Annotated in this window: 25 protein-coding genes and 2 tRNA genes; 17 read left to right on the top strand and 10 right to left on the bottom strand. The window is 68.8% G+C overall.

What is annotated here, in order from left to right; all coding sequences use genetic code 11:
* Positions 1–119 precede the first annotated feature (119 nt).
* The gene (locus ABDK56_RS11540) at positions 120–671 is read right to left on the bottom strand and encodes a hypothetical protein (RefSeq protein WP_349808426.1); all 552 of its coding nucleotides are present in this window, start codon (positions 669–671) and stop codon (positions 120–122) included.
* 71 nt (positions 672–742) lie between these two features.
* Between ABDK56_RS11540 and hrpB the strand changes: the two genes are divergently transcribed.
* Complete coding sequence (hrpB, locus tag ABDK56_RS11535; RefSeq protein WP_349808425.1) at positions 743–3,196, top strand: ATP-dependent helicase HrpB; 2,454 nt, start codon at positions 743–745, stop codon at positions 3,194–3,196.
* Between the two features lie 32 nt (positions 3,197–3,228).
* The gene (locus tag ABDK56_RS11530) at positions 3,229–3,510 is read left to right on the top strand and encodes an NADH dehydrogenase ubiquinone Fe-S protein 4 (RefSeq protein WP_349808424.1); all 282 of its coding nucleotides are present in this window, start codon (positions 3,229–3,231) and stop codon (positions 3,508–3,510) included.
* 19 nt (positions 3,511–3,529) lie between these two features.
* Here ABDK56_RS11530 and ABDK56_RS11525 read toward each other — a convergent pair whose 3' ends face one another.
* The gene (locus ABDK56_RS11525; RefSeq protein ID WP_349808423.1) at positions 3,530–4,414 is read right to left on the bottom strand and encodes a phosphodiesterase; all 885 of its coding nucleotides are present in this window, start codon (positions 4,412–4,414) and stop codon (positions 3,530–3,532) included.
* Between the two features lie 120 nt (positions 4,415–4,534).
* Between ABDK56_RS11525 and wecB the strand changes: the two genes are divergently transcribed.
* From wecB to ABDK56_RS11470, 11 genes are all read left to right on the top strand, one after another.
* The gene (gene wecB / locus ABDK56_RS11520; protein WP_349808422.1) at positions 4,535–5,662 is read left to right on the top strand and encodes a non-hydrolyzing UDP-N-acetylglucosamine 2-epimerase; all 1,128 of its coding nucleotides are present in this window, start codon (positions 4,535–4,537) and stop codon (positions 5,660–5,662) included.
* A gap of 54 nt (positions 5,663–5,716) precedes the next feature.
* Positions 5,717–5,791 (top strand) — tRNA-Glu (locus tag ABDK56_RS11515).
* Positions 5,792–6,092: 301 nt separating this feature from the next.
* Entirely contained in the window at positions 6,093–9,182 is a 3,090-nt protein-coding gene (locus ABDK56_RS11510; RefSeq protein ID WP_349808421.1) for a TonB-dependent receptor domain-containing protein, read from the top strand.
* Positions 9,183–9,474: 292 nt separating this feature from the next.
* Positions 9,475–11,655 carry a TonB-dependent receptor gene (locus ABDK56_RS11505; protein WP_349808420.1) on the top strand — a complete coding sequence of 727 codons (2,181 nt, stop codon included), beginning with the start codon at positions 9,475–9,477 and terminating at the stop codon, positions 11,653–11,655.
* Positions 11,656–11,827: 172 nt separating this feature from the next.
* Positions 11,828–12,070 carry a hypothetical protein gene (locus tag ABDK56_RS11500; RefSeq protein ID WP_349808419.1) on the top strand — a complete coding sequence of 81 codons (243 nt, stop codon included), beginning with the start codon at positions 11,828–11,830 and terminating at the stop codon, positions 12,068–12,070.
* A gap of 59 nt (positions 12,071–12,129) precedes the next feature.
* Positions 12,130–12,528: an acyl-CoA thioesterase gene (locus tag ABDK56_RS11495; protein ID WP_349808418.1), complete on the top strand. Its 399-nt coding sequence runs from the start codon at positions 12,130–12,132 to the stop codon at positions 12,526–12,528.
* A gap of 18 nt (positions 12,529–12,546) precedes the next feature.
* Positions 12,547–12,750 (top strand): hypothetical protein, encoded by a 204-nt coding sequence (locus ABDK56_RS11490; protein ID WP_349808417.1) that lies wholly within the window; start codon positions 12,547–12,549, stop codon positions 12,748–12,750.
* Positions 12,750–13,484, top strand: a complete 735-nt coding sequence (locus ABDK56_RS11485) for a DUF72 domain-containing protein (protein WP_349808416.1) — start codon at positions 12,750–12,752, stop codon at positions 13,482–13,484. The genes ABDK56_RS11490 and ABDK56_RS11485 overlap by 1 nt, the downstream gene beginning before the upstream one ends.
* A 10-nt stretch (positions 13,485–13,494) precedes the next feature.
* Positions 13,495–14,208, top strand: a complete 714-nt coding sequence (gene dapB, locus ABDK56_RS11480) for a 4-hydroxy-tetrahydrodipicolinate reductase (RefSeq protein WP_349808415.1) — start codon at positions 13,495–13,497, stop codon at positions 14,206–14,208.
* Between the two features lie 10 nt (positions 14,209–14,218).
* Positions 14,219–14,866: an endonuclease III gene (nth, locus tag ABDK56_RS11475; protein ID WP_349808414.1), complete on the top strand. Its 648-nt coding sequence runs from the start codon at positions 14,219–14,221 to the stop codon at positions 14,864–14,866.
* A 127-nt stretch (positions 14,867–14,993) separates the two neighbouring features.
* Complete coding sequence (locus ABDK56_RS11470; RefSeq protein ID WP_349808413.1) at positions 14,994–15,347, top strand: hypothetical protein; 354 nt, start codon at positions 14,994–14,996, stop codon at positions 15,345–15,347.
* A gap of 3 nt (positions 15,348–15,350) precedes the next feature.
* Here the strand turns inward: ABDK56_RS11470 and alr are convergent, their stop codons facing one another.
* The 8 genes from alr to phaR all read right to left on the bottom strand — a co-directional run bounded on the left by alr (position 15,351) and on the right by phaR (position 22,391).
* Complete coding sequence (gene alr / locus ABDK56_RS11465; protein ID WP_349808412.1) at positions 15,351–16,394, bottom strand: alanine racemase; 1,044 nt, start codon at positions 16,392–16,394, stop codon at positions 15,351–15,353.
* Between the two features lie 37 nt (positions 16,395–16,431).
* Positions 16,432–16,806 carry a tRNA-binding protein gene (locus ABDK56_RS11460; protein ID WP_349808411.1) on the bottom strand — a complete coding sequence of 125 codons (375 nt, stop codon included), beginning with the start codon at positions 16,804–16,806 and terminating at the stop codon, positions 16,432–16,434.
* Positions 16,803–17,360: a YcxB family protein gene (locus ABDK56_RS11455; RefSeq protein WP_349808410.1), complete on the bottom strand. Its 558-nt coding sequence runs from the start codon at positions 17,358–17,360 to the stop codon at positions 16,803–16,805. Before ABDK56_RS11455 ends, ABDK56_RS11460 begins: the two co-directional genes overlap by 4 nt.
* Positions 17,357–19,180: a glutamine--fructose-6-phosphate transaminase (isomerizing) gene (glmS, locus tag ABDK56_RS11450; RefSeq protein WP_349808409.1), complete on the bottom strand. Its 1,824-nt coding sequence runs from the start codon at positions 19,178–19,180 to the stop codon at positions 17,357–17,359. Before glmS ends, ABDK56_RS11455 begins: the two co-directional genes overlap by 4 nt.
* A 1-nt stretch (position 19,181) precedes the next feature.
* Complete coding sequence (gene glmU / locus ABDK56_RS11445; protein WP_349808490.1) at positions 19,182–20,540, bottom strand: bifunctional UDP-N-acetylglucosamine diphosphorylase/glucosamine-1-phosphate N-acetyltransferase GlmU; 1,359 nt, start codon at positions 20,538–20,540, stop codon at positions 19,182–19,184.
* Between the two features lie 45 nt (positions 20,541–20,585).
* On the bottom strand, positions 20,586–21,158 hold the full coding sequence (locus ABDK56_RS11440; protein WP_349808408.1) for a hypothetical protein: 573 nt from the start codon (positions 21,156–21,158) through the stop codon (positions 20,586–20,588).
* Between the two features lie 325 nt (positions 21,159–21,483).
* Positions 21,484–21,864 carry a hypothetical protein gene (locus tag ABDK56_RS11435; RefSeq protein ID WP_349808407.1) on the bottom strand — a complete coding sequence of 127 codons (381 nt, stop codon included), beginning with the start codon at positions 21,862–21,864 and terminating at the stop codon, positions 21,484–21,486.
* Positions 21,861–22,391, bottom strand: a complete 531-nt coding sequence (gene phaR / locus ABDK56_RS11430) for a polyhydroxyalkanoate synthesis repressor PhaR (RefSeq protein WP_349808406.1) — start codon at positions 22,389–22,391, stop codon at positions 21,861–21,863. The genes ABDK56_RS11435 and phaR overlap by 4 nt, the downstream gene beginning before the upstream one ends.
* A gap of 155 nt (positions 22,392–22,546) precedes the next feature.
* On the opposite strand from phaR, the gene ABDK56_RS11425 reads away from it, so the two are divergent.
* The 4 genes from ABDK56_RS11425 (at position 22,547) to ABDK56_RS11410 (ending at position 25,615) form a co-directional block, all read left to right on the top strand.
* Positions 22,547–22,623 (top strand) — tRNA-Arg (locus tag ABDK56_RS11425).
* 24 nt (positions 22,624–22,647) lie between these two features.
* Positions 22,648–24,135, top strand: a complete 1,488-nt coding sequence (locus ABDK56_RS11420; RefSeq protein ID WP_349808405.1) for a sensor histidine kinase — start codon at positions 22,648–22,650, stop codon at positions 24,133–24,135.
* 26 nt (positions 24,136–24,161) lie between these two features.
* The gene (locus ABDK56_RS11415; RefSeq protein WP_349808489.1) at positions 24,162–24,572 is read left to right on the top strand and encodes a response regulator; all 411 of its coding nucleotides are present in this window, start codon (positions 24,162–24,164) and stop codon (positions 24,570–24,572) included.
* Entirely contained in the window at positions 24,572–25,615 is a 1,044-nt protein-coding gene (locus ABDK56_RS11410; protein WP_349808404.1) for a sensor histidine kinase, read from the top strand. The genes ABDK56_RS11415 and ABDK56_RS11410 overlap by 1 nt, the downstream gene beginning before the upstream one ends.
* The last annotated feature ends 15 nt before the right edge of the window (positions 25,616–25,630 follow it).

Genomic DNA, 25,630 nt, shown 5'->3' with positions numbered 1-25,630 from the left:
CGGCGCAGGCCGGCCGACAGGTCGCGCAGCGCACCTGATCGACGTCACGGGATTTACTCCCGTGACGGCCCTTCCCCGATCGAAGAGACGGCGCGGCCTTCCGCGCCGCCACCGTCCCCCTACCCCGCCGGCACCATCAGATGCGCGTAGGGCGTCCCCGCCCACATCACATAGGGCACCTTCGTATCGGGCGACGGATCGCCCCTGTAGGCGGCGTTGAGCGAGGGCGCGCCGACGACCATCAGGTGCGGACCCGTGCGGACCCAGTCGGCGCCCGCGGTCGGCTTGGCCGCGTAGGGGTCGGTATTGCTCGCGTCGGTGCCGCCGGCGAGCATGTATATCAGCCCGACATTGTCGGCCGGGGGCGGCTTGTGCCCCATCCATGCCTCGGCCCATTTCATCGCATTGGCATCCATGCACATCGGGTCGGGGCCGGGCGTCGCCGGATTGTCGGGCATGCAGGTCCAGCCGTTGTTCGACGCGCGGAGCATCGTCGGCTTGCCGTCGGCGCCCATCGCCATGATCCCGGCGGCCCGGGCGATACTGGCAGGCGCGGCGCTTTCGGCGCTGGCGACCGGGTCGGCGGTCATGGCGTCGTGCGCGGCGGCCTGCGGTAAGCATACGGTCACAAGGGCGGCGATCGCCAGCCCGGACAGGAAACGACTCGTCATGCTTGTCCTCCCTCGTTGCGGAAGGACTGTCGAGATAGCATGAATCGGGCGCTTCTGGCAGAGCCGCGGCGATGCCCGGCCCCCTCCCCATCGACGCGGTGCTGCCCGACCTGCTTGCCGCGCTTCGCGAGGCCGGACGCGCGCTGCTGATCGCGCCGCCGGGGGCGGGCAAGACGACGCGGGTCGCGCCGGCGCTGCTCGCCGAGCCGTGGTGCGTAGGACAGGTGCTGCTGCTCGTGCCAAGGCGGCTCGCGGCGCGGGCGGCGGCCGAGTTTATGGCGAGGGAGCGCGGCGAGACCGTCGGCGCGACGATCGGCTACGCGACGCGGCTCGACAGCAGGGTCGGCAAGGACAGCCGCGTCATCGCCATGACCCACGGCGTGTTCCTCGCCCGGATCGAGGCCGATCCCGAGCTGTCGGGCGTGTCGGCGGTGCTGTTCGACGAGGTCCACGAGCGCGGGCTCGACAGCGACCTCTCGCTCGCCTTCGCGCTCGATTCGGCGGCGGCGCTTCGCCCCGACCTGCGGCTGGTGGCGATGTCGGCGACGCTCGACGGCAAGCGGTTCGGAAGGCTGCTGGGCGAGCCCCCACGAATCGAGAGCGCGGGGCGCTCGCACCCGCTGACGCTCGAGCATATCGGGCGCGACGCGGCGGCGCGGATCGAGCCGCAGGTCGCGGCCGCGTGCCGCGCCGCGCTCGCCGGCCACCCGGGCTCGCTGCTCGCCTTCCTGCCCGGGGTGGCCGAGATCGAGCGGACCGCCGAGGCGCTCGGCCCGCTGCCCGCCGACGTCGTGCTCCACCGGCTCCACGGGCAGGTCGATCCCGCCGCGCAGCGCGCCGCGCTCGCCGGTCCGGCGCCGGGGACGCGCAAGCTGGTGCTGGCGACGAGCATCGCCGAGACCAGCGTGACGCTAGAGGACGTGCGGATCGTGGTCGACAGCGGGCTGGCGCGGCGGCCGCGCTACGACCGCGGCGCGGGGCTGACCCGGCTGGTGACCGAGCGCGCGAGCCGCGCGGCGGTGACCCAGCGCGCGGGGCGCGCGGCGCGGCAGGCGCCGGGGGTCGCGATCCGGCTGTGGGAGGAAGCGGCGACCGCCGCCCTCCCCGCGCACGACCCGCCCGAGATATTGGAGGCCGACCTGTCGGGGCTGCTGCTGTCGAGCCTGCTGTGGGGCGAGGCCGACCCGGCGCGGCTGCCGTTCCTCGACCCGCCCCCCGCCGCCGCGCTGGCCGAGGCGCGGGCGCGGCTGGCGACGCTTGGCGCGATTGGCGGCGACGGGCGGCTGACGCTCCATGGGCGGGCGATCGCGGGCTGGCCGCTCGAGCCCCGGCTGGCGCACATGATGATCGCGGCGGGCGCGCGCGGGTTCGCGGGCGAAGCGGCCGAGGCGGCGGCGCTGCTGACCGAGCGCGGGATCGGCGGCAACGATCCCGACCTCGAGCGGCGGGCGCGGCGCTGGCGGGGCGAACGCGGGCCGAGGGCCGAGGGCGCGCGGCGGATGGCGGCGGGCTGGGCGAAGCGCACGGGCGGGCGCGGCGGCGGCGGCTCGCTCGCCGAGGCGGTCGCGCTCGCCTTTCCCGACCGGCTGTCGCGGCGGCGCGACGGGTCGGGCGAGACGTGGCAGTCGGTCGGCGGGCGCGGCTTCCGGCTCGATCCGACGAGCCCGCTGGCGCGGAGCGAGTGGCTGGCGGTGGCCGAAGTCGCGGGCGCGGCGCAGGGCGCGCGGATCCTCAGTGCGGCGGCGATCGACGAAGCGACCGTGCTCGACCTGTTCGGCGAGGCGGTCGCGCGGTTCAGCGAGGTGCGATTCGATCCCGCGAGCGGGGCGATGAGCGCGCGCAAGGGGCGGCGGCTGGGGACGATCACCCTTTCCTCGGCCCCCGATCCCGCGCCCGATGCGGCGGCGGTCGAGGCGGGGCTGGTCGAGGCGGTTCGGCGGCACGGGTTGGGGATGCTACCGTGGAGCGAGGCGGCCATCGCTTTGCGGCGGCGCGCGGCGTTCGCGGCGATACATGACGAAAGCGTGCCCGACCTGTCGGACGCGGCGCTGCTCGCGCGGCTCGACGAATGGTTGCCCCCGCTGCTGGCGGGCAAGCGGCGGTTCGACGCGATCGACCCGTCGGCACTTCGCCACGCGCTCGACGGGCTGCTCGGCTACGAGGCGGCGCGGACGATCGACGGGCTCGCGCCGAGCCATTTCACCTCGCCCGCGGGCTCGACGCACTCGATCGACTATGCCGCGCCCGGCGGCCCGGCGGTCGAGGTGCGCGCGCAGGCGCTCTACGGGCTGGCAAGCCATCCGATGGTGGCGGGCGGGCGGGTGCCGCTGACGCTGGCGATCACCAGCCCCGCGCACCGGCCGATCCAGACGACCAGAGACCTGCCCGCCTTCTGGGCGGGAAGCTGGCGCGAGGTGGCGAAGGAAATGCGCGGGCGCTATCCGCGCCATCCATGGCCCGACGACCCGGCCGGCGCGGCGCCGACGCTTCGCACCAAGCGCGCGAGTGCAAACCGCCCCTCTTGATTCGATCCCGCGGTTGCGCCAATCGCGGCGTCATGACGACCGCCCGGATCATCGAGGAACAGCGCAAGACCACCCAGTCGGGCAAGGCCAAGGCCGGCCGCTGGACGCTCGAATTCGAGCGGGTCGAGCCGATGCGCCCCGACCCGCTGACCGGCTGGGCCGGGAGCGGCGACACGCGCACGCAGGTGCGGCTGAGCTTCGACAGCAAGCAAGAGGCGATCGACTATGCGACCCGGGGCGGGTTCGAGGTCCACCTCGTCCCCGCGCCGCCGGTGAAGCTCAAGCTCCAGTCCTACGCCGACAACTTCCGCTGAGAAGCGGAAGCGCTAGGGCTCAGCCGGTGCCGCGTTCGGTGAGGAACTCCCGGATCATCGGCTGAAGGTTGCTGGTGTAGCGCGCGAGCGCATTGTCGGGCTCGGCGCGGTCGAAATGGGTCAGCAGCCGCTCGCCGTTCCAATAGTGAAGCGCATAGTGCGGGCTGTCGAGCAGGATCAGCGGACGATTGTCGGGGTGCGCCGGGTCGATGTCGTCGAGGTCGAGCGCGAGCCCCGGGGCGGTCGAGGGAACCACCGCCAGCGTCCGCCCGGCGAAGCTGGTCGCGATCGGGCGATGGACGTGGCCCGCGAGCAGGCCGACGACCTGCCGCGCCGGGCTGATCGCGCGGTGGAGGCGCCGAACCCATTTCTCCCCCGACAGCGCGCTCATCCAGTCGATTCCCGTGTCGACCGGCGGGTGGTGGAGGACGATGACGGTCGGGTCGCGCCGCCGCTCGGCGAGCCGCGCCTTGAGCCAGCCGATCCGCTTCGTGCACAGCATTCCGCCGTGACGCGCGTCGTCGAGCGTATCGAGCATCAGCCAGCGCAGCCCGCCATGGTCGAGCTCGTACTGGACGAAGCCGTGGGGATCGCTCGGGACCTCGGGAAAGACCGCCGCGAATGCCTCGCGCCCGTCGTGATTGCCCATCGCCCAGGCGACCGGGCCTTCGAACCGGGCGACCAGCGCCTTGGCGTGGCGATAAGCGTCGATGTCGTCGGGCCATTCGACGATGTCGCCGCTGACGATCAGCAGCGTCGGCCGCGGGGTCATCGCGTTGAGCCGGTCGATCACCATCGACAGGCGGCGGACGTTGAGCTCGTGCGGGTTGCCGCGGTCGAACCCGATGTGAAGGTCGGTTATCTGCGCGATCAGCGCGCCTGGCCGGTGCTCGCCTACTGTCACGTCTCTCCCCCGGGCCGCCATCGATGCGCGCGCACGGCCGGCTAGTCAAAATGTTTCGCCGGCGACTTGCGCAATATTAAGATTTTCGACAGATAAGGAGATGCCGAGCTAGGGGGCTAGTTGTTCGCATTTCGTGTGGGTCTCGTCATCGGGACCCGGCCCGAGGCCATCAAGATGGCCCCGGTCGCCCATGCCCTCGCCGCGCGCGGCGTCGCGCCGCAGATCGTGCTTACCGGCCAACATCCCGGGCTCGACCCCAGCGAGCACGGGCTCGAGCGCTACGCCGTCCTGCGGCTCGGCCAGCCCGGCCTGCCCCACCCGCCCGACCATGCCGAGCGGGTGGCCGAGTCGCTGGTCCCGGCGTGGAGCGCGGCGCCGCTCGACATGGTGATGGTGCAGGGCGACACCTCGAGCGCGCTCGGCGGGGCGCGCGCGGCGGTCGCCGCCGGGGTGCCGCTGGCGCATGTCGAGGCGGGGCTCCGCACTCACGACCCGTCGCTGCCGTGGCCCGAAGAGAGCTTCCGGGTCGAGATCGATGGACTCGCCCAGCTGCTGTTCGCCCCGACGATCGGAAATGCCGCAAACCTGTTCGCCGAAAAGCTTCCGGGCGAAGTCCACGTCACCGGCAACAGCGGGATCGACGCGCTGCTCGAGACCAGGCGGCGGCTACGGCTTCGGCCGCGCGAGGCGTCGCGGGCGGGAACCCCGCTGCGGCTGCTGGTCACCTGCCACCGGCGCGAGAGCTGGGGCATGGGGCTGGCGATGGCGGCGGCCGCGCTCGCCCGGCTGGCCGAGGAAGGATCGGCGCGCGTCGAGGTGGTGCTTCACCCCAACCCGCGAGTCACCGCGATGCTGTTCGAGCATCTGGGCGAAGCGCGCGGGGTGCGGCTGCTGCCGCCGCTGAGCCACGCCGCGATGATCCGCGCAATCGCCGCCGCCGACCTGGTGGTCAGCGATTCGGGCGGGATCCAGGAGGAAGCGCCGACGCTCGGCACCCCGCTGCTCGTCCTTCGCGAGAAGACCGAGCGCCCCGAGGCGGTGGCGTGCGGCAACGCGATCATGGTCGGGACCGACCCCGAGCGGATCGTCACCGAGGTGCGGCGGCTGTTCCGCGACCGCGCCGCGCTGGCAACGATGGCGCGCCCGAGCCTCGCGTTCGGCGACGGCGAAGCGGCCCCGCGGATTGCCGAGATCGCCGCCGCGTGGATCGCCGCCGAACGCCACGAGGCGCATCGCCAGCGCGCCTGATAATTGACTCGGCGGCCGGGCGTCGGCATAGGCCCGCCGTCGCGCCAGCGTGCCGGCCCCTTCGTCTAGCGGTTAGGACGCGGCCCTCTCACGGCTGAAACACGGGTTCGATTCCCGTAGGGGTCACCAGCTTCGGCCGGGTTGCAGCGCGTTGCGACATATCCTCCATCTCGTCCTTTCAACGCCTCCCGCGGGGTCCGTCGCCACGTGTCCGCGATCGCCGGTCCGCGCCTTTCCCAACCCCGCAACATGACGTTGCGTCATCCAAAAGCCACAACTGCGCTAATTTCATTTGCGGTAATGTTTTTCTCTATTGAAAACCAAATCGCCGTGTCGTCTGTGCGGCCCCGGAAGGCGTGGTGTCCCTTTAGGCGCCCCGTCACGGGCAAGCGGGGAGCGTCTACTCCCCGGCACTGGAGGGGACTCAACGATGCGTACCACGGCGGCTTCACTGCTTCTGGGCACCTGCCTGCTCGGGCTGGCGAGCCCCGCGCTCGCGCAGGCCGCGCCAGTGGTCACCGCCGATCCGACCGCCGCGCAGCAGGCCAACGGCACCGCGGTCGAGCAGTCGACCGACGTCAAGGCGGCGGTCCAGAGCGGCAAGCCGACCAAGACCGACGACGGGTCGATCGTCGTCACCGGCACCCGCATCCGCCGCCCCAACATCGTGTCCGCCGCGCCGATCACCTCGGTGACGATGTCGGACATTCGCCAGCAGGGCGCGATCAACGTCGAGGACGTGATGAACCACCTGCCGCAGGTGGCCCCCGACGCGCAGCAGAACTACCAGGACTCGGACGGGCGGCAGCGGCTCAAGCTGCGCAACCTGGGATTCGAGCGGACGCTGGTGCTGGTCGACGGGCAGCGGCTGGGCACCCAGAACGGCGAGGACGTCGGGATCATCCCGACCTCGCTGATCGAGCGGGTCGACGTGCTGTCGGGGGGCGCTTCGTCGGTCTACGGGTCGGACGCGATCGCCGGGGTCGTGAACTTCATCCTGCGCAAGGATTTCAACGGCATCGAGCTCAACGCCAACTATAATTTCTACAACCATTTCAACGACGACACGATCACCAGCGCGCTGGCCGCGGCCGCCGGGTTCAACCCGCCGCGCGGGTGGATCAACGACGGCGGCCGCGCCGACATCACGCTGACCGCGGGCAAGGCGTTCCTCGACGGGCGGCTCCACCTGACCGGCTTCGTCGATTACCGCCACAACGACCTCGTCCGCTATACTGACCGGTCGAGCTCGGCGTGCCAGCTCAACCAGGGCTATACCGACGGGCCGCTGTCGTGCCAGGCGTCGACCTATTCGCCCTATGGCTACATCTCGCCGCAGGACGGGCCGAACGCGGGCGCGCGCTACATCAACAATCCCAACGGCGACGGCACCTTCGTGCCCTATTCGGCGTCGACCAATGCCGCCAACCCCTTTTCCGACTACCCCTACCAGCGCGCGTCGCACCGGCTGAACGCGGGCGGCTTCGCGAGCTTCAGGATGTCGGATGCGGCCGAGCTTTACGCGACCGGCATCTGGTTCCGCGACAAGTCGACCAACCCCTACCCGACCCGGGTCTATTATTTCGGGGTGTTCCAGGACAATCCGTACCAGGTGAACTGCGACAACCCGTTCCTGTCGCCGTCGCAGGCGACCGCGCTGTGCGGGGCGAATGCCGGGACCAGCAATTTCGCCAGCGTCGACCTCCGCTACCGCTTCAACGCCTTTCCGCCGACGTCGGACACCTACATCAACAAGGGGCTGCGGCTGACCGGCGGGATCCGCGGCGACTTCGGCGGCGCGTGGCACTATGACGTCGGCGGGGTCTATGCGCGCAACCGGCAGGACTATACGCCGGGCTTCTTCCCCGACGTGAACAAGATCAACAATTCGCTCGACGTGGTGAGCGTCAACGGCACCCCGACCTGCCAGTCGGTGATCGACGGCACCGACAAGGCCTGCGTCCCGTTCAACGCCTTCATCCCCAACAACAGCGACAAGGCGCTCTACAACTACCTGTTCACCGGGCCGCTCGGCACCAACCGCAACAAGGGAACGCTCAAGGACGTCACCGCCAACCTCACCGGCGACCTCGGCAAATATGGCATCACCAGCCCGCTCGCCGAACATGGCGTCGCGGTCGCGGCGGGGCTCGAATATCGGCAGGACAAATTCTCGAGCAGCGCTGACCAGCTCTATTACGACCAGAACGGCGGAAGCCCGATCTCGCTCGAGCAGCACGTCAAGGAAGCCAATGCCGAGATCCAGGCGCCGCTGGTCGAGCGACAGTCGTGGACCCATTTGCTGCAGGTCAATGGCGGCTACCGGATCTCGAAATACAATACCAACCCCAAGAGCTTCAGCACGTGGAAGGTCGAGGCGCTGTGGGCGCCGGTGTCGGACGTGACCTTCCGCGGCTCGTTCAACAAGGCGCAGCGCGCGCCGACGGTGATCGAGATCAACCAGGCGACGGGCAGCAGCTTCACCGTCCAGGGCGGGTCGCAGAACGACTTCTGCGCCCCCGTGCCGCGGCAGGTCCCCGACCCCAACCACCCGGGCCAGACGATCACCACCACCGTCCCGCTCGGCTCGATCGAGGTGTGCCGCGCGACCGGCCTGCCCGACAATCTCTACGGCAGCCCGACGCTGCTCTGCCCGAACGACCAGTGCACGGTCAGGACCGGCGGGTTCATCGTCAATCCCGAGACCGCCTACACCAAGACGTTCGGCGTGCTGCTCCAGCTCAAGGCGATCCCGCGGCTGGTCTTCTCGGTCGACCGCTACCTGATCGATCTGCGCGATTCGATCGGGTACAACGACTACAGCTATTACCAGGACGGCTGCCTGCAGAGCGGGGGCGATCCCTATTTCTGCTCGAAGATCATCCGCAACCCGGGCACCGGCACGCTCTACAGCGCGCCCTCGTCGAACCCGACCACCGGCTTCATCGAGCAGGGCACGACCAACGCCTATACCTCGAAGGCGCACGGCTACGACTTCCAGGCGCAGTACGCGCTGCCGGTCGCGTTCGGGCGGTTCGACTGGTCGTTCAACGGGTCGTACACCACGCTTGCCGGCGGGCAGGACTCGCCGCTGCTGCCGACCCGCAACTGCGCGGGCTATTTCGGCAACGGCTGCGGCCAGCTGATCCCGAAGTGGATGCACAATCTGCAGACCAACTTCACCACGCCGAACAAGCGACTGACGGTCGGGCTCAACTGGCGGCACATCGGCTCGCTGGTGAACGCCAACAATTCGGGCGACCCGGCGATCGGCGGCACTCCCGACCGGGCGCAGAAGACCTTCTACCGGATCGCGCCGCAGGACTATTTCGACCTGTCGCTGAGCTACGTGCTGATGAAGCATGCGACCGTCCGGCTGTACGCGAACAATTTGTTCGACCGCACGCCGCCGATCCTGCCCAATTCGTACAACATCAGCCTGTCTCGCAACAACACGATCCCGCAGCGCTACGACTCGCTGGGCCGCAACGTCGGCATCAGCCTGACCAGCCGCTTCTAGGCGATCGAGGACCGCGTCGAGGGGGTCGCCGGCATGCCCGGCGGCCCCCTTGTCGTATCGAGCGGCGGACGAGTGCGGCCATGCGCCCTGCCCGCTTCGGCGCGGCGGGGCGGAAACGCGGGTTGCGGTCCATCTGGCGTTCATCTTCGGGGGCGTTGGGCGTGCGCTCACCTCTGTCCATGTCGGTTCGTTCCGCTAATCGCCCGGTTTGTCGAAGATATATTGTATCATTGGTCCCGGCACCGCACCGCGCCGGCCTCGTTTCCAAAGCCAGTCCTGAAGGAATCATCGAATGTCGCGCGCCTTCGCCCTGACGTTGACCGCTACCGTTTCCGTCGTCGCGCTCGCCGCTCCGGCCCACGCGCAGACCGCCCCTGCGCCGCAGGCCCCCGCCCCGGCGAAGAAGCCCGCCAGCGACAATGTCGTCACCGTCACCGGCCGGCGGCTCGACCAGGCGCGCGACGCGATCACCCCGTCGCTCGGCGCCTCGCAATATACCTTTACCACCCAGGCGCTGAGCAAGCAGCCGGGCGGGACCAACCTGTCGCTCAGCAAGTCGCTGCTCCAGGCGCCGGGGGTGACCCAGGACAGCTACGGCACGATCCACGTCCGCAACGAGCACGCCAACCTTCAGTACCGGCTGAACGGGGTGATCGTGCCCGAGAGCATCAGCGGGTTCGGCACCACCTTCGACCCGCGCATCGCCAGCGAGATCCAGCTGATCACCGGAACGCTGCCCGCCCAGTATGGCTATCGCACCGCCGGGGTGATCAATTTCAAGACCCAGTCGGGGCTGCTCGACAAGGGCGGCGAGATCGGCGTCTACGGCGGCGCGTTCGGCTGGCTCGAGCCGAGCGCGATGCTGCGCGGGTCCGACGGCAACGTCAGCTATTTCCTGTCGGCGAGCTACCTCAGGAACGACATCGGCATCGAGAACCCGCTGCCGACCCGCAACGCGATCCACGACCGCACCACCCAGTTCCGCCCCTTCGCCTACGTGTCGGACGTGCTGTCGGACAAGAGCCGGATCGCGCTGTTCGGCGGCAGCTTCATCGGCCATTTCCAGATCCCGAACGTCACCGGGGTGCAGAGCGGGTTCACGGTCAACGGGGTGAGCAGCTACGACGCGGCGAAGCTCGACCAGAACCAGCGCGAGATCACCCACTACGGCGTCGCCACCTACCAATATGCCGGCGACGACCTCAATTTCCAGGTCGCGCCGTTCGTCCGCTATTCGCAGACGCGCTTCACCACCGATCCCAACCAGGGCGACGTGATCATCAACGGCTATGCCGACGCGGCGCGGCTGAGCAGCCTCGTCGCGGGGGTGCAGGCCGACGGCAGCTATACGCTCGGCGGGGGGGCGCACACGCTTCGCTTCGGGGTGCTGTTCCAGAACGAGCATACCAAGTCGCTGGTCGACTCGACCGTGCTTCCCGAGCAGGATTGCGCGATCTTCGCCGACTGCGTCGTCACCAGCGACGTCCCGTTCCAGATCGTCGACCGCGGCAGCAAGACCGGGCAGCTCTACGGCGGCTACGTCCAGGACGAGTGGAAGATTTCGCCGCAGCTGACGCTCAACGTCGGCGCGCGCTACGACGTGGTCCACGCCTACACCCGGGAAAGCCAGCTCAGCCCGCGCGCCAACCTGGTGTGGGAGCCGACCAAGCAGACGACGCTCCACATCGGCTATGCGCGCAACTTCACCCCGCCGCCGCAGGAGCTGATCGCCCCGGCGACGGTCGCGCTCTACAATAACACCACCAAGCAGTCGGAAATCCGCACCGGCGACCCGGTCAAGGCGGAGCGCGAGCATTATTTCGACGCCGGGGTCGAGCAGAAGTTCGCCGGCGGCCTCAAGCTCGGGCTCGACGCCTATTACAAGGTCAAGCGCAACCTGCTCGACGAGGGCCAGTTCGGCTCGTCGCTGGTGCTGTCGCCGTTCAACTATGCCAAGGGCTATGCGTGGGGGATCGAGGCGAGCGCCAACTATACCCACGGCCCGCTCGACCTCTACGCCAACGTCGCGCGCGGCGAGGAGAAGGGCAAGGGAATCGTCTCGGCGCAATATTTCTTCGCGCCCGACGAGATCGCCTACATCGCCGACCATTACATCTACACCGACCATTCACAGAAGGTGACCGCGTCGGGCGGGGCGACCTACTCGATCCGCGACGGGCTCGGCACGCTGACCCCCAGCCTCGACTTCGTCTACGGTTCGGGGCTGCGGACCGACGACCCGAACGGGATCGTGCCCAACGGGGGCGAACTGCCGGGCTACGTGGTGTTCAACGCCGGGCTGTCGCAGAAATTCGACGGGCCGGGCCTGATGAAGGGGGTGACGCTGCGGGTCGACGCGCTCAACCTGTTCGACAAGCAGTACCAGATCCGCAGCGGCACCGGGGTCGGGGTCGGCGCGCCGCAATGGGGCCAGCGGCGCGGGGTGTTCGCGGGGATCACCAAGGCTTTCTGAGGCGGGACGTTTTCCCATTTTTCGGCGGACCGCGCCGCGATCGGCATCGTTCGTCAACTGTATTACTGGTGTAAGTCACTGAGTCGGCTCGTAAAGCGCCGACTGGCATGGATCGTGAACTCCCTCGCAGCGTCGGTCCGATCGCCGGTCCGACGCAAAAAGGGAGACCATCATGTTGCTCATCTTCGCCGCCGCCGTCGCCGCAGCCGCCGGAACGCCCGAGACCCCGATCGCGCGGGTCGACCAGGGCGAGGTCCATGCCAGCTTCATCGCCAGCCCGTCGCGCGACGGTGAGCGGCTGATCGCCGGGCGCTACGACGATGGCCGCGCCTTCGTCTATCGGGTCCGGGCGGACGGGCTGGTCCGCGGCACCGTGGGGTCCGATACGGTCGAGTTCCGAATGGCCCGCCGATAGGAGCCGGCGGCGCGACGGGACGGCATTGACACTGTTGTCAGTTATGCGAGAGTCGTTCCATGCCGTCCGCCGCCTTCCGCTACCCGATCGGGATCGCCCCCGGCGACATCGACCACATGGGCCATGTCAACAACAGCGTGTACCTCAAATGGGTGCAGGACGCGGTGGTCCGCTTCTGGGAGACGGTCGCCCCGGCCGAGGCGGTGCACCGCCACCTGTGGGTCGCGCTCCGCCACCAGATCGATTACCGGCGCCCCGCCTTCCTTGACGACCTGGTGGTCGCTGACGTGATCGCCGATCGGGTCGCGGGCGCTCGGGCGATGTTCACCACCGTCATCCGCCGCGGCGAGGAGGTGCTGGCCGAGGTTCAGTCGACCTGGTGCTGCCTCGACGCGATGTCGCGCCGCCCCGCCCGCCTCGCCCGCGACGTCGCCAGCCGGTTCCTGCCCGAGCGTTAAGCTGGTAAGGGCGCGTCGATGCCCTTTGCCGACCCGATCCCGCCTGCCCCGCGCCGCCGCCGAAACGCCGCGCGGCAATGGCCCTATGAGGAGCCCAAACGGCCCTATTCGTCGGTGACCCGGCGCAAACGCGATCTCGACGATGGCGGCGTTCCGGTCTCGCCCAACCGGCCCAATGGGCTTAGCGGCGGCGCGGCGGAAGCGCTCTCGTTCGACGATTGATGCCCGAGCTCCGCGTCGGCATCGGCGGGTGGAACTACGCGCCGTGGCGGGGCGATTTCTATCCGCCGAAATGGGCGCAGGCGCGCGAGCTCGAATATGCCTCGCGCGCGCTGACCGCGATCGAGATCAACTCGACCTTTTATTCGCGGCAGGCGCCGGCGAGCTGGCAGAAATGGGCCGACGCGGTGCCCGACGATTTCCGCTTCAGCGTCCGCGCCTCGCGCTATTGCGTGACCCGGCCGAAGCTGGCCGACGCGGGCGAGGGCATCGGCAATTTCTTCGCGCAGGGGATCGATCGGCTGGGCGAGAAGCTTGGGCCGATCCTGTGGATGCTCGCCGCGCGCCGTGCGTTCGACCGCGAGGACATCGCCGCCTTTTTCAAGCGCCTGCCGACGGGCTACCGCCACGTGATCGAGCCGCGTCACGACAGCTTCCGCGACCCGGCGTTCGAGGCGCTGTGCCGCGATCACAACGTCGCGGTCGCGTTCGGCGACGACGACGAGTTCCCCTGCCTCGACATGGACACCGCCGACTTCCGCTACGCGCGGCTGCAGCGGATGCGCGCCGAGATCGCGACCGGCTACGACGAGCCGGCGCTCGACCGCTGGGCGGCGATGGCGCGCGGCTGGGGCAAGGACAGCTATCTGTTCATGATCAACGGCTGCAAGCCGCGCGCACCGGCGGCGGCACTCGCGCTCCAGCGCAAGCTTGGAATCGTGCCCGCCGGGGCCTAGACCGGTCGCCATGCGCGATACGCAAGCCCCGCTCCGCCTCGCCCTTCATGCACCCGACGGCCGGATGGGCCGGGCGATCGCCGCCGCCGTCGCCGAGGACCCGTCGTTCGTCCTCGACCAGGAGCGACCCGAGCTGCTGGTCGACTTTTCCTCGCCCGACGGGCTTCGCGGCAGCCTCGACCGCGCGGTCGGCGCGGGCATCCCGCTGCTGGTCGGGACGACCGGGCTCGGCGAGGGGCATGACTCGCTGATCGCCGATGCCGCGCAGCAGATTGCGGTGCTCAAGGCGCCCAACACCTCGCTCGGCGTCGCGCTGCTCGCCGACCTCGCGGAGCGCGCGGCGCGGGTGCTCGGCCGCGAGCAATGGGACGTCGAGATCGTCGAGGCGCATCATCGCCTCAAGGCCGATGCGCCGTCGGGCACCGCGCTGCATCTCGGCACCGCGATCGAGCGCGGACGCGGCGAGGATTGCAAGGAGGAGCTCGGCCGCTCGGGCCTCGGCCTCACCCGCGAAACGGGCAGCATCGGCTATGCCGCGATCCGCGGCGGGACAGTCGCGGGCGACCATGACGTGATGTTCCTCGGCCCCGACGAGCGGCTGATCCTGTCGCACCGGGCCGAGAGCCGCGCCATCTTCGCGCGCGGGGCGCTGACCGGCGCGCGCTTCCTCGTCGGCAAGCCGGCGGGGCTCTACACCATGCGGGACGTGATCGACGCGGCGTGACGGGGCGGGCATGAAGAAAGCCGACGTGTTCGAATTCTATCGGCGGCTGGCCGAGGCCAACCCGTCGCCCGAGACCGAGCTCGAGTGGGTCAATCCCTACACGCTGCTGGTCGCGGTGGCGCTGTCGGCGCAGGCGACCGACGTCGGGGTCAACAAGGCGACCCGCCCACTGTTCGCCAGGGTGTCGACGCCGCAGGCGATGCTCGATCTCGGCGAGGAGGGGCTGCGCGAGGCGATCAAGACGATCGGGCTGTTCAACACCAAGGCCAAGAACGTCATCGCCGCCGCCCGCATCCTGGTCGACGAGCATGGCGGCGAGGTGCCGCGCGAGCGCGCCGCGCTCGAGGCGCTGCCAGGCGTCGGGCGCAAGACCGCCAACGTCGTCCTCAACGTCGCGTTCGGCGAGCCGACCATCGCGGTCGACACGCACATCTTCCGGGTCGCGAATCGCACCGGCCTCGCCAAGGGGAAGGATCCGCTGGCGGTCGAGCTCAAGCTGGAAAAGGTGACGCCCGCGCCGTTCCTGCATGGCGCGCACCACTGGCTGATCCTCCACGGGCGCTATGTGTGCAAGGCACGAAAGCCCGAGTGTTGGCGCTGCGCGGTGGCGGATTTGTGCGCGTTCCGGCCGAAGACACCGGCGCCGGGCGACTCGTAGAGCGCGCCGCGCAACTCGCCGTCAGGGCGGAGCATGACGGCCGAATATGACAAAACTAATACATATTCCGTTCAATCGCGTTTCAGCGTAGATATTTCTTCACGAAATCTGTCGAAGGAGACGCCCGATGACCCGTGTTCCGCTCATCCTGATCGCCGCGCTCGTTCCCGCCGCCGCCTCGGCGCAGAGCTATTCGACGACCGAGGCGACGCCGGGGTCGGGCGCGATCCTGTCGGCCAACTATTCGGGCGCGGCCAAGGCGCTGGCGCAGCCGAGCGACGGGTTCGACGCGGGCCGCGCGATCAACCTCGGCATCGTCATGGCCAAGACCGGGCGCGCCGACCTCGCCGCCAGCCAGTTCAACGCGGTGCTCGCCGCCGACGAACAGACGGTGACCGTTGCCAGCGGGCACACCGCCTCGAGCTACACGGTCGCGCGCGACGCGCTCGCCGCGCTCAGCAACGGGACGCTCGCCCGCTAAGGCTCAGGTCCAGCGCCGCTCGAACCGGTCGCCGAGGCCGGTCAGCAGCTCATATTGCGACAGGCCCGTCGCCGACGAGGCGGCGGGCAAGTCATATTCGAGGCCGACCCAGTCGCCCTCGCGCAGACCGGGCATCGCCGAACAGTCGATCGCGACGAGGTCCATGCTCACTCGCCCGATCAGCGGCAGCCGCGCCTCCCCGACCCGTGCCGCGCCCTTGCCGGTAAAGCAGCGCAAATAGCCGTCGGCATAGCCGATGTTGAGGATCGCCGCCTCGGTGTCCGCGCTCGCGGTCCAGGTCGCGCCATAGCCGATCGCCTCGCCGGCCTTCACGATGCGCCGCTGGACCACCTCGGCCTCGGGAAAGGCGACCTGCGCGATACGACTCTCCGCCTCGGCGCGCGGGGTCCCGCCGTAGAGCGCGAGCCCGGGCCGGGTGAGGTCGAAGCCATAGTCGGGGCCGAGGCAGATCCCCGCGCTGTTGGCGAGCGAGCGGCGCGCCGCCGGGACCGCCGCCGCGACCGCGCGGAAGCGGTCGAGCTGGACGCGGTTGAGCGCGCTGTCCTCGTCGGCGCTGGCGAGGTGGCTCATCAGCGTGTCGATCGTCAGCCCGTCGAGCAGGCCGATCTCGTCGGGGCGGAGGCCCAGCCGGTTCATGCCGGTGTCGACCATCACGTCGCACGGCTCGCCGGGCGCGATCCGCTTCCACCGCGCGACCTGCTCGGCCGAGTTGAGCACCGGCACCGCGATCCCGCGCGCCGCCGCCGCCTCGTCGGCCGGGCCGACGCCGTGGAGCACCGCCAGTCGCGTGCCCGCCGGCAACGGCCCAAGCGTCTTGGCCTCGGCCCAGCTCGACACGAAAAAGTCGCGGCACCCCGCCGCCGCCAGCCGCTCGACAACGCCTCGCGCGCCCAGCCCGTAGCCGTCCGCCTTGACCGCCGCCCCGGCCGGTGCCCCGCCCATGCGCTGCAGCCATCGCCAGTTGGCGACGAGGGCCTCGGAATCGAGCCGGAGGCGAAGCGCGCGATGGGTCACGTTGGAGTTCACGGGCGCGGCGATACCGGCCCCGCCCCCGCGGGCCAAGTCAGAACAGCCGCGATCCGTCGGGAACGCGCCGGTCTGGCGAGAACAGCACCACCGCCCCGCCCTCGTCGGCGAAGCCGAGCGTCAGCACTTCCGACATATATTTGCCGATCTGGCGCGGCGGGAAATTGACCACCGCCGCGACCTGCCGGCCGACCAGCGCCTCGGGCGAATAATGCTCGGTCAGCTGCGCGCTCGACCGGCGCGTGCCGAGGGTCGGGCCGAAGTCGATGGCGAGCTTGTAGGCGGGCTTGCGCGCCTCGGGAAATTCCGCCGCCTCGACCACCGTTCCGACGCGGATGTCGACTTTCAGGAAATCGTTGAAGCCGATCGGGTCCGCCGCGGGGGCGGCGAGATCGTGAGATGCATGGGTCAAGGCAAAATGACTTTCGGCTCGCGCGACTGAACGTCATTTAGTTCGCGTTCTCTCCCGTTTGTCCAATACAGGCTGGCGAGCGCCGCGAATTCGGAGAATGCCGCATCATTGTCGAAAAAGCGACGCGGCAAGATCAGCGCGCAAACTGGTGTGGTGAAAATATATATTCGACCCGCTCGCGACACGACACGCTCGATCGCCGACCAGTGGAATTGCGTGTCCTGATTGCGATGGCGTGTGTGCACACCATCTGGGAAGAGGCTCACGCATAACGGGCTGTCCCAACCGCTTTTTCGCCGGAGTTGAACCTGACGAAAAGGGATTAGCCAATAGATCGACACAACCGCGAGCAGACCACCGATCGCGAATGGCCACGCGCCGAGAAGCAGGTTCAAGCCAAGGTTGCCGTCGCCGAACGAAAAAAAAATCCCGACGAGAAAAATCCACAAAGGAACCTTGAGCAAGTTTCTTCGCGCTTGAGGGGAAACTGAATACAGAGAACGAAAATCGGCGCTGTCGTAGACAACGCAAATCTCACCGTCGGCGTGGGTCACTCGACCGTGACCGACTTGGCCAGGTTGCGCGGCTGGTCGACGTCGGTGCCCTTGGCGACCGCGACATGGTAGGCGAGCAGCTGGACCGGCACCGCGTAGACCAGAGGCGCGATCAGCGGGTGGACCTTGGGCATGGTGATGGTGGCGATGCACTTCTCGCCCGCCGCCTGCACCCCGTCATAATCGCTGATCAGGATCACCTGGCCGCCGCGCGCCTGCACTTCCTGCATGTTGCTCACGGTCTTGTCGAACAGCGGGCCCGAGGGGGCGATGACGATCACCGGCACCGCGTCGTCGATCAACGCGATCGGGCCGTGCTTCATCTCGCCCGCGGCATAGCCTTCGGCGTGGATGTAGCTGATTTCCTTGAGCTTGAGCGCGCCTTCGAGCGCGAGCGGATAGTCGGTTCCGCGCCCGAGGTAGAGCACGTCGCGCGCCCCGGCGACCAGCCCGGCCATCGCCTCGATCGATTCGTCGTAGGCGAGCGCGCCGTTGATCGCGGCGGGCGCCTCGGCGAGGTGGCGGACGATCGCCTTTTCCTCGCCTTCCGCGAGCTTGCCCTTGGCGCGCGCGAGGTTGGCGGCAAGCGCGGCGAGCACCGCGAGCTGGCAGGTGAACGCCTTGGTCGAGGCGACCCCGATTTCGGGCCCGGCGTGGGTCGGGAGCAGCAGGTCCGCCTCGCGCGCCATGGTGCTGGTCGGCACGTTAACGACGGCGGCGATCTTCTGCCCCTCGCCGCGAGCGTGGCGGAGCGCGGCGAGCGTGTCGGCGGTCTCGCCCGACTGGCTGATGACGATCATCAGCCCGCCTTCTTCCATCACCGGCGCGCGGTAGCGGAATTCGGACGCGACATCGATGTCGACCGGCACGCGGGCGAACTGCTCGAACCAATATTTGGCGACCATCCCGGCGTAATAGCTGGTACCGCAGGCAACGATCGTCACCCGCCTGATCGCGCCGAGGTCGAACTCGGGGATCGGCAGCGTCACCCGCTCTTCCATCCGCTGCAGGTAGCTGCGCAGCGTCTGCGCGACGACGATCGGCTGCTCGTAGATTTCCTTGAGCATGAAGTGGCGGTGGTTGCCCTTCGAAACCAGCTCGCCGGTCACGCCCGAATTGACGATCGGCCGTTCGACCGGGTTGTTGTCCTTGTCGAAGATCGACGCGCCGTCGCGGGTCGCGACGACCCAGTCGCCTTCCTCGAGATAGGCGATCCGCTGGGTCAGCGGGCCGAGCGCCAGCGCGTCCGAGCCGAGATAGGTTTCGCCGTCGCCATAGCCGACCACAAGGGGCGAGCCGAGACGGGCGCCGATCAACAGTTCGGGATGGTCGCGAAACAGGATCGCGAGCGCGAACGCACCGTGAAGGCGGGGCAGCACCTCCTTGACCGCATCGTGCGGCGAGAGGCCCTGCTCGACCTTTTCGCTGACGAGATGCGCGACGACCTCGGTATCGGTCTCGCTGTCGAACTTGCGACCGCGCGCGATCAGCTCGTCGCGCAGCGGCTTGAAATTCTCGATGATCCCGTTGTGGACCAACGCGACATGCTCGGTCGCGTGCGGGTGGGCGTTGTTGGTGGTCGGCCCGCCATGGGTCGCCCAGCGGGTGTGGGCGATGCCGACGTCGCCGGGCAGCGGGTCGGCGGCGAGCACCTCGGCGAGGTGGATCAGCTTGCCCGACGCGCGGCGTCGGTCGATCTCGCCGTCGTGGACGGTGGCGATCCCGGCCGAATCATAGCCGCGATATTCGAGCCGCTTAAGCCCGTCGAACAGGCGGCTGGTGACTTCGCTGTCCCCGACGATCCCGACAATTCCGCACATGTTACGCCTGGTCCTTTTTCGCTTTCTGTTCGGCGCGGAAGTCGGCCGCCCAGCCGCCGATGTTGCGCTGGTCGCTGCGCGCGATGCCGAGCGCGTCGCCGGGCACGTCGCCGGTGACCACGCTGCCCGCGCCGACGATCGCACCCTCGCCGATCGTCACCGGCGCGACCAGCGCGCTGTTCGAGCCGATGAACGCCCCCGCGCCGATCACCGTGCGATATTTGAAGAAGCCGTCGTAGTTGCAAGTGATCGTACCGGCGCCGATGTTCGCCTTCGCGCCGATGGTGGCGTCGCCGAGGTAGGTGAGGTGGTTGGCCTTGGCGCCCTCGCCGAGCACCGCCTTTTTCATCTCGACGAAATTGCCGACCTTCGATCCGCGTTCCATCACCGCGCCGGGGCGGAGCCGCGCGAACGGCCCGACTTCGCAGCCGTCGCCGACCGTCGTGCCTTCGAGGTGAGAGAAGCCGCGAATGACGGTGCGCTCACCGACGCTCACCCCGGGGCCGAAGAAGACGTGGGGCTCGATCATGCAGTCGCGCCCGACGACCGTATCGGCGGAAAACCAGACGCTGTCGGGATCGACCAGCGTGACACCCGAATCCATCACCTCGCGCCGCCGCCGCGCCTGCCAGTCGCGTTCGAGCTCGGCGAGTTCGGCGCGGCTGTTGACGCCGGCGGTCTCGGCCTCGGCGGCTTCGATCGCCACCGGGTGGCGGCCTTCGCCGCGCGCCACGGCCACGACATCGGGAAGATAATATTCGCCCGCGGCGTTGTCGTTGCCGACCGCGTCGAGCCAGCGCCACAGGTCGCGCGCGTGGGCCGCCATCATCCCTGAATTGCACAGGCCGACCGCGCGCTGGTCGGGCGTCGCGTCCTTATACTCGACCATCGCCGCGATCCGGTCGCTGCCGGGCTCGAGAATCACCCGGCCATAGCTCTTGGCATCGGCGGGGGTGAACGCAAGCACGACGACGCCGGGCGAGTCGCCCGCCGCGAGCCGCTCGAGCATCGTCGCGATCGTCTCGCCGCGAACGAACGGGGTATCGCCGTAGAGGATCACCACCGGCCCGTCGAACCCGGCCAGCGCCGCCTTCGCCATCGACACGGCGTGCGCGGTGCCGAGCTGCTCGTCCTGCACCGCGGTGTCGACCGCGCGGCCCGAAACCGCCGCTTCGATCTGCTCGCGGCCCTTGCCGACCACGACCACCGAGCGCGCCGCGCCAATCGACTCGACCGTGTCGAGCAGGTGGACGAGCATCGGTTTGCCCGCGATCGGGTGAAGCACCTTGTGCCGGTCGGAACGCATCCGGGTCCCCTGCCCTGCGGCGAGGATGACGACGGCGAAGCGGGGCGGCGTGATCATCGCCGCCCCTTGGCACGGGACCGCACCGGATTCCAGCGGGTCTTAGCTGGCGGGCTTCGGCGTCGCCTTGGCCGCCGGGCGCTTGCGCGCCGCGCTGCTGCTGCGGCGCTTGGCCGGGGTCTTCTTGGCGGTCGCCGAGGTCGCGCTCTTCGCGGCGGCGGGCTTGCGCGCGGCGGTCGCCGAACGCTTCTTCGGCGCGGCCTTGGCGGTCGACTTGGTCACGCTCGACGCGGCCTTGGTCGCCGCCTTGGTCGCATCGCGCGCCGCCTTCTTGATGGTCGTCGTCGCCGAGGCGGCGAGCGCCTCGCCCTCGTCTACCCACTTGCCCGACAGCACGCGCTGCGCGGCGTCGGCGACGGCCTCGGCGATCAGCGAGCCGAGCTTGCCCGCGCTCGACATCATCGAGTTGGCGGCCTCGTTCGCCTTGTCGGCGGCGTCGAGCCCGGCGTCGCGAATCGCGCGGCGCGCCTTGGGGCTTGCGGCGATCGCCGCCGCGGTCGCGGTCAGCCCGGCGGCGAGCATCTCGCGGCTCAGCGCGACCTTGGCGATCTTCTCGCCGGTCGTCTTGGGCTTGGTCGAGCTGCTCTTGCTGCGGGTGGTGGTGGATTTGGCCACGTCTTCCTCCGTGTATTGTATCTGTGGCGACAAAGACGGTTCAGGGGCGGAACGGTTCCGCGCGGCGCCTCTCCGGGCGGCGTCGCGCAGGGCCAGGCAATGAAAAAGGGGAGCGTCGCACCACGCGACGCCCCCCTTGGACATGGTCAGCGATCGGGCGTTCCTGCCCGGAAGACCGTGGACGGCTGGTTAGGCCATCGTCCTCCGTGCGAACAGTGCCGACCTCTTAGCTGAACCATGAGACATCGGATCACCTCCTTTCGCTGCTTGATTGCCCCCTCAACATGTTGTGGTCGGGCGCGCGAAACAAGGCTTGTATTGTATTTTAGTTTCGGCAATCCTCGATGCTTCGCGCGAATTCCGGCTGGGCCGGGATCGCCACCGCGGGCCGTCCCGCCGCTCCCGACAGAAAGAACCGCGCCCGCGAAAAGGCGATCGCGTCGAGCCGCGGGTCGCGCGCGGCGAACCAGCCGCCGGCCGGCAGCGGGACGATCGCGGTATCGGCATCGATCGAGTCGAACCCGGGCGCGACGATCTGCACCCGCCCGCTCGCGGCGTCGCAGCGCACCGACAGGTAGGGAGCGAAGCGCGCCACCCCGGCGGCATATTGCCATCCGCCGTCCGCGGTCGGCACGTCGCGCCGCGAATCGAACGTCTCCTGGGGACCGGCCGCCGCGACCAGCAGCAGCGCGAGTGCGGCGATCATTGGCCGAGCTTGTCGACCTTGGCCTGGAGCGCGGCGAGCTCGGCCTTCAGCTTGGCGAGTTCGGCGCTTTCGCCCGCCGCCTCGCCGCCCACCGGCTTCTTCGGCGCGAACGCCCCGGCGGCTTCCTCGAACATCGCCATGTTGCGCTTGGCGAGGTCGGCGAACATCGAGCCCGAAAAGGCACCCGCCATCGCTTCCTGGTTCTTCTTGAACGCGTCCATCGCCGCTTCAAGATATTGCGGCACCGCGGCCTGCATGTTGCCGCCGTAAAGCCCGATCAGCTGGCGCAGGAAATTGGCCGGGAGCATCGTCTCACCGCCGCGTGCTTCCTCCTCGACGATAATCTGGGTCAGCACCTGGTGGGTGATGTCCTCGCCGCTCTTGGCGTCGACGACCTCGAAGTCACGGCCCTCGCGGATCATCTGCCCAAGCCGGTCGAGCGTGATGTAGCTGCTGCTCTCGGTGTCGTAGAGTCGCCGGTTGGCGTATTTCTTGATCGTCACCTTGCCGTTGCCAGACTTGGCCATGCGCTTACTCTCCCCGTGTTGGACAAGGCTGTAGACCCGCCGCTGCCGCACCGCAACAAATGCGTTATTTTTGCGCAACATCGGCGCGGCATCGGCCCGACATCGGCATCGTCGCGCTTGCGAGCGCGGGACGGGGCAGCTAAGCGGGCGGTCACGCACCCATAGCTCAGCTGGATAGAGCGTTGCCCTCCGAAGGCAAAGGCCAGAGGTTCGAATCCTCTTGGGTGCGCCATTTCCCGTCGAGGGCGGATATCGCGTGAAGCTTGAGCAACGGCTGTTCAACCGACTCGTGCTGGGCGCGCTCGCGGTCGGGTTCGCGCTGCTGGTGGCGGCCTATTTCCTCGTCATCTCGAGCCTCAACGCCAACCAGGTCGCGAGCGGCTGGGTCAACCACACCTTCCAGGTCAAGTCGACCACCGCCGACCTGATGGTCGCGCTCGAGCGCAGCGAGACCGCGCGGCGCGGCAACATCCTCGATCCCAATTCGCAGCGCGTCGCCACCTACCAGCAGGCCTCGTCGACGATCCTTCCCCAGCTCGACAAGCTGACCGACCTCGTCGCCGACAATCCGGCGCAGATCCGGCGGATCGAGCAGCTTCGCCCGCAGCTGCTGGCCGAGATGACCGCGCTCGACCGGTCGATGGACCTCATCGCCAACAACCAGGCCGCCCAGGCGCGGACCGAGTTCGCCGCCGAGCTGCAGTCGGGCACGATCACCGCGATCCGGGCGATCGCCACCCAGATCGGGGCGGAGGAGGAGCGACGCCTGGCGACGCGCATCGCCGACCAGTCGCAAACCGCGTCGCGAACCCGCGGCCTGCTCGCCTTGATCGGGCTATTGCTATTTGCCTCGGGGCTCGCCGCCTTCCTTCTGGTGCGCAGCTATACCCGCGAAATCACGACGGCGCGCGACCGGCTGCACGTGCTCAACACGAACCTCGAGGGCGCGGTGGCCGAACGGACCGCCGACCTCAAGCGCGCCAACGACGAGATCCAGCGCTTCGCCTATATCGTCAGCCACGACCTGCGCTCGCCGCTGGTCAACGTGATGGGCTTCACCGCCGAGCTCGAATCCGCCGACAGGACGATCGAGCAGTTCGTCGACCGGGTCGCCGAGACGGCGCCGGAACTGGTCGACGACAAGGTCCGTTTCGCCGCGCGCGAGGATTTGCCCGAAGCGATCGGCTTCATCCGTTCGTCGACGCAGAAGATGGACCGGCTGATCAACGCCATCCTCAACCTGTCGCGGCAGGGGCGGCGGACGCTGACCCCCGAAAGCCTGCCGATGGACAAGATCGTCGGCGAGATCGTCGATTCGCTGGCGACGCTGGCGAGCGAGCGCGACGCGACGATCCGCATCGAGGGCAGCCTGCCCGGCCTCCGCCACGACCGGCTGGCGGTCGAGCAGATTTTCTCGAACCTGATCGAAAATGCGACCAAGTACCTCCGCCCCGGGGTGCCGGGCGAGATCAAGGTGCGCGGCGAAAGCCGCGGCAAGCGGACGATCTTCGAGATCGAGGACAATGGCCGCGGGGTCGATCCCAAGGACCATGAGCGCATCTTCGAGCTGTTCCGCCGCGCGGGAAACCAGGACCAGCGGGGCGAGGGAATTGGCCTTGCCCATGTCCGGAGCCTCGCCTACCGCCTTGGCGGAACCGTAACAATCCGCTCGACTTTGGGTGAGGGTTCGACTTTTATCGTTGATCTGCCAACGACTTACGTCGCCGAGGGGGAAGACAAGTGAACGCTCCGCATCCGGTCAACATCGTCATGATCGAGGACGACGAGGGCCATGCCCGCCTGATCGAGAAGAACATCCGCCGCGCCGGCATCTCGAACGCGCTCAAGCATTTCCTCAACGGCGGCGAGGCGCTCGACTATCTGTTCAACGCCCCCGAGGGCCCGTTTCACAACGGCCCGGCGCTGGTGCTGCTCGACCTCAACCTGCCCGACATGAGCGGCACCGACATCCTCGCCAAGATCAAGGGCGATCCCAAGCTCCACACCATCCCGGTGGTGGTGCTGACCACGACCGACGACAAGGTCGAGATCCAGCGCTGCTACGACCTCGGCTGCAACGTCTACATCACCAAGCCGGTCAATTACGAAAGCTTCTCGGACGCGATCCGCCAGCTCGGGCTGTTCCTGTCGGTGATCCAGGTGCCGGACGTGGAAAGTTGATGCACGAACCGCGCCGCATCCTGTATATCGATGACGACGCGGGGACTCGGCGGCTTGTTCAGAAGCTGCTGGGCCGGCGTGGTCACCAGGTCGTCACCGCCGAGGACGGCAATGACGGCATCGCCAAGGCGCGCGAGGGCGATTTCGACCTGATCGCGGTCGACCATTACATGCCCGGGCTCGACGGGCTGGCGACGCTCGAGGCGCTCAAGCAGCTGCCCGGCATGCCGCCGGTGGTCTACGTCACCGGCTCGGAGGAAAGCGCGGTCGCGGTCGCCGCGCTGAAGGCGGGCGCCTACGACTATGTGGTCAAGTCGGTCGGCGACGATTTCGTCGACCTGCTCGAACGCGCCTTCGCCCATGCGCTCGAGACCGGGCGGCTCGTCGCGGCGAAGGAAGAGGCCGAGCGCCAGCTGATCGCCGCCAACGAGCGGCTGGCCGCGCTGCTACGCGAGGTCAACCACCGCGTCGCCAACTCGCTCCAGCTGGTGTCGACGATGGTGACGATGCAGGCGCGCCTGCTCGCCGATCCGGGCGCCAAGGCCGCGCTCGCCGATACCGAGCGGCGGATCCAGGCGATCGCACAGGTCCATCGCCGGCTCTACACCTCGGGCGACGTCGAGAGCGTCGAGATGGACGAATATCTCGCCGCGATCGTCGAGGAGCTGCAGGCGACCTGGTCGAGCCCGGTCAGCCCGCGGGTCATCCGGCTCGAGGCCGACGCGCTCAAGCTGCACACCGACAAGGCGGTGTCGCTCGGCATCATCGTCACCGAGCTGGTCACCAACGCGTGCAAATATGCCTATGCCGACGGCCAGCCGGGCGAGGTGCGGATCCGCTTCCACCGCGACCCGTCGGTCGATGCCGAGAAGTTCCGGCTCGAGGTCGAGGACGACGGCTGCGGGCTGGTCGGCGACGAGAAACCCAAGGGCACCGGGCTCGGCTCGAAGCTGATCGCGGCGATGGCGCGGAGCCTGTCGAGCGCGGTCGATTACGACAACCAGCACAAGGGTTGTCGCGCGGTGCTGATCGCGCCGCTGTAAATCGGCTAGCGGACG

It is taken from the genome of Sphingomonas sp. ASV193, from assembly GCF_040203355.1.
In the GTDB taxonomy this organism is placed as follows: Bacteria; Pseudomonadota; Alphaproteobacteria; order Sphingomonadales; family Sphingomonadaceae; genus Sphingomicrobium.
This window is presented reverse-complemented; position numbering and strand designations above follow the sequence as displayed.

What these genes read in the sequence shown, in the direction of transcription:
- ABDK56_RS11540 (WP_349808426.1), bottom strand. Translation starts at nt 671, where the DNA reads ATGACGAGTCGTTTCCTGTCCGGGCTGGCGATCGCCGCCCTTGTGACC.
- nth (WP_349808414.1), top strand. Translation starts at nt 14,219, where the DNA reads ATGAAGAAAGCCGACGTGTTCGAATTCTATCGGCGGCTGGCCGAGGCC.
- ABDK56_RS11500 (WP_349808419.1), top strand. Translation starts at nt 11,828, where the DNA reads ATGTTGCTCATCTTCGCCGCCGCCGTCGCCGCAGCCGCCGGAACGCCC.
- hrpB (WP_349808425.1), top strand. Translation starts at nt 743, where the DNA reads ATGCCCGGCCCCCTCCCCATCGACGCGGTGCTGCCCGACCTGCTTGCC.
- dapB (WP_349808415.1), top strand. Translation starts at nt 13,495, where the DNA reads ATGCGCGATACGCAAGCCCCGCTCCGCCTCGCCCTTCATGCACCCGAC.
- ABDK56_RS11530 (WP_349808424.1), top strand. Translation starts at nt 3,229, where the DNA reads ATGACGACCGCCCGGATCATCGAGGAACAGCGCAAGACCACCCAGTCG.
- ABDK56_RS11510 (WP_349808421.1), top strand. Translation starts at nt 6,093, where the DNA reads ATGCGTACCACGGCGGCTTCACTGCTTCTGGGCACCTGCCTGCTCGGG.
- ABDK56_RS11495 (WP_349808418.1), top strand. Translation starts at nt 12,130, where the DNA reads ATGCCGTCCGCCGCCTTCCGCTACCCGATCGGGATCGCCCCCGGCGAC.
- ABDK56_RS11410 (WP_349808404.1), top strand. Translation starts at nt 24,572, where the DNA reads ATGCACGAACCGCGCCGCATCCTGTATATCGATGACGACGCGGGGACT.
- ABDK56_RS11470 (WP_349808413.1), top strand. Translation starts at nt 14,994, where the DNA reads ATGACCCGTGTTCCGCTCATCCTGATCGCCGCGCTCGTTCCCGCCGCC.
- ABDK56_RS11505 (WP_349808420.1), top strand. Translation starts at nt 9,475, where the DNA reads ATGTCGCGCGCCTTCGCCCTGACGTTGACCGCTACCGTTTCCGTCGTC.
- phaR (WP_349808406.1), bottom strand. Translation starts at nt 22,391, where the DNA reads ATGGCCAAGTCTGGCAACGGCAAGGTGACGATCAAGAAATACGCCAAC.
- ABDK56_RS11435 (WP_349808407.1), bottom strand. Translation starts at nt 21,864, where the DNA reads ATGATCGCCGCACTCGCGCTGCTGCTGGTCGCGGCGGCCGGTCCCCAG.
- glmS (WP_349808409.1), bottom strand. Translation starts at nt 19,180, where the DNA reads ATGTGCGGAATTGTCGGGATCGTCGGGGACAGCGAAGTCACCAGCCGC.
- ABDK56_RS11415 (WP_349808489.1), top strand. Translation starts at nt 24,162, where the DNA reads ATGATCGAGGACGACGAGGGCCATGCCCGCCTGATCGAGAAGAACATC.
- ABDK56_RS11485 (WP_349808416.1), top strand. Translation starts at nt 12,750, where the DNA reads ATGCCCGAGCTCCGCGTCGGCATCGGCGGGTGGAACTACGCGCCGTGG.
- ABDK56_RS11490 (WP_349808417.1), top strand. Translation starts at nt 12,547, where the DNA reads ATGCCCTTTGCCGACCCGATCCCGCCTGCCCCGCGCCGCCGCCGAAAC.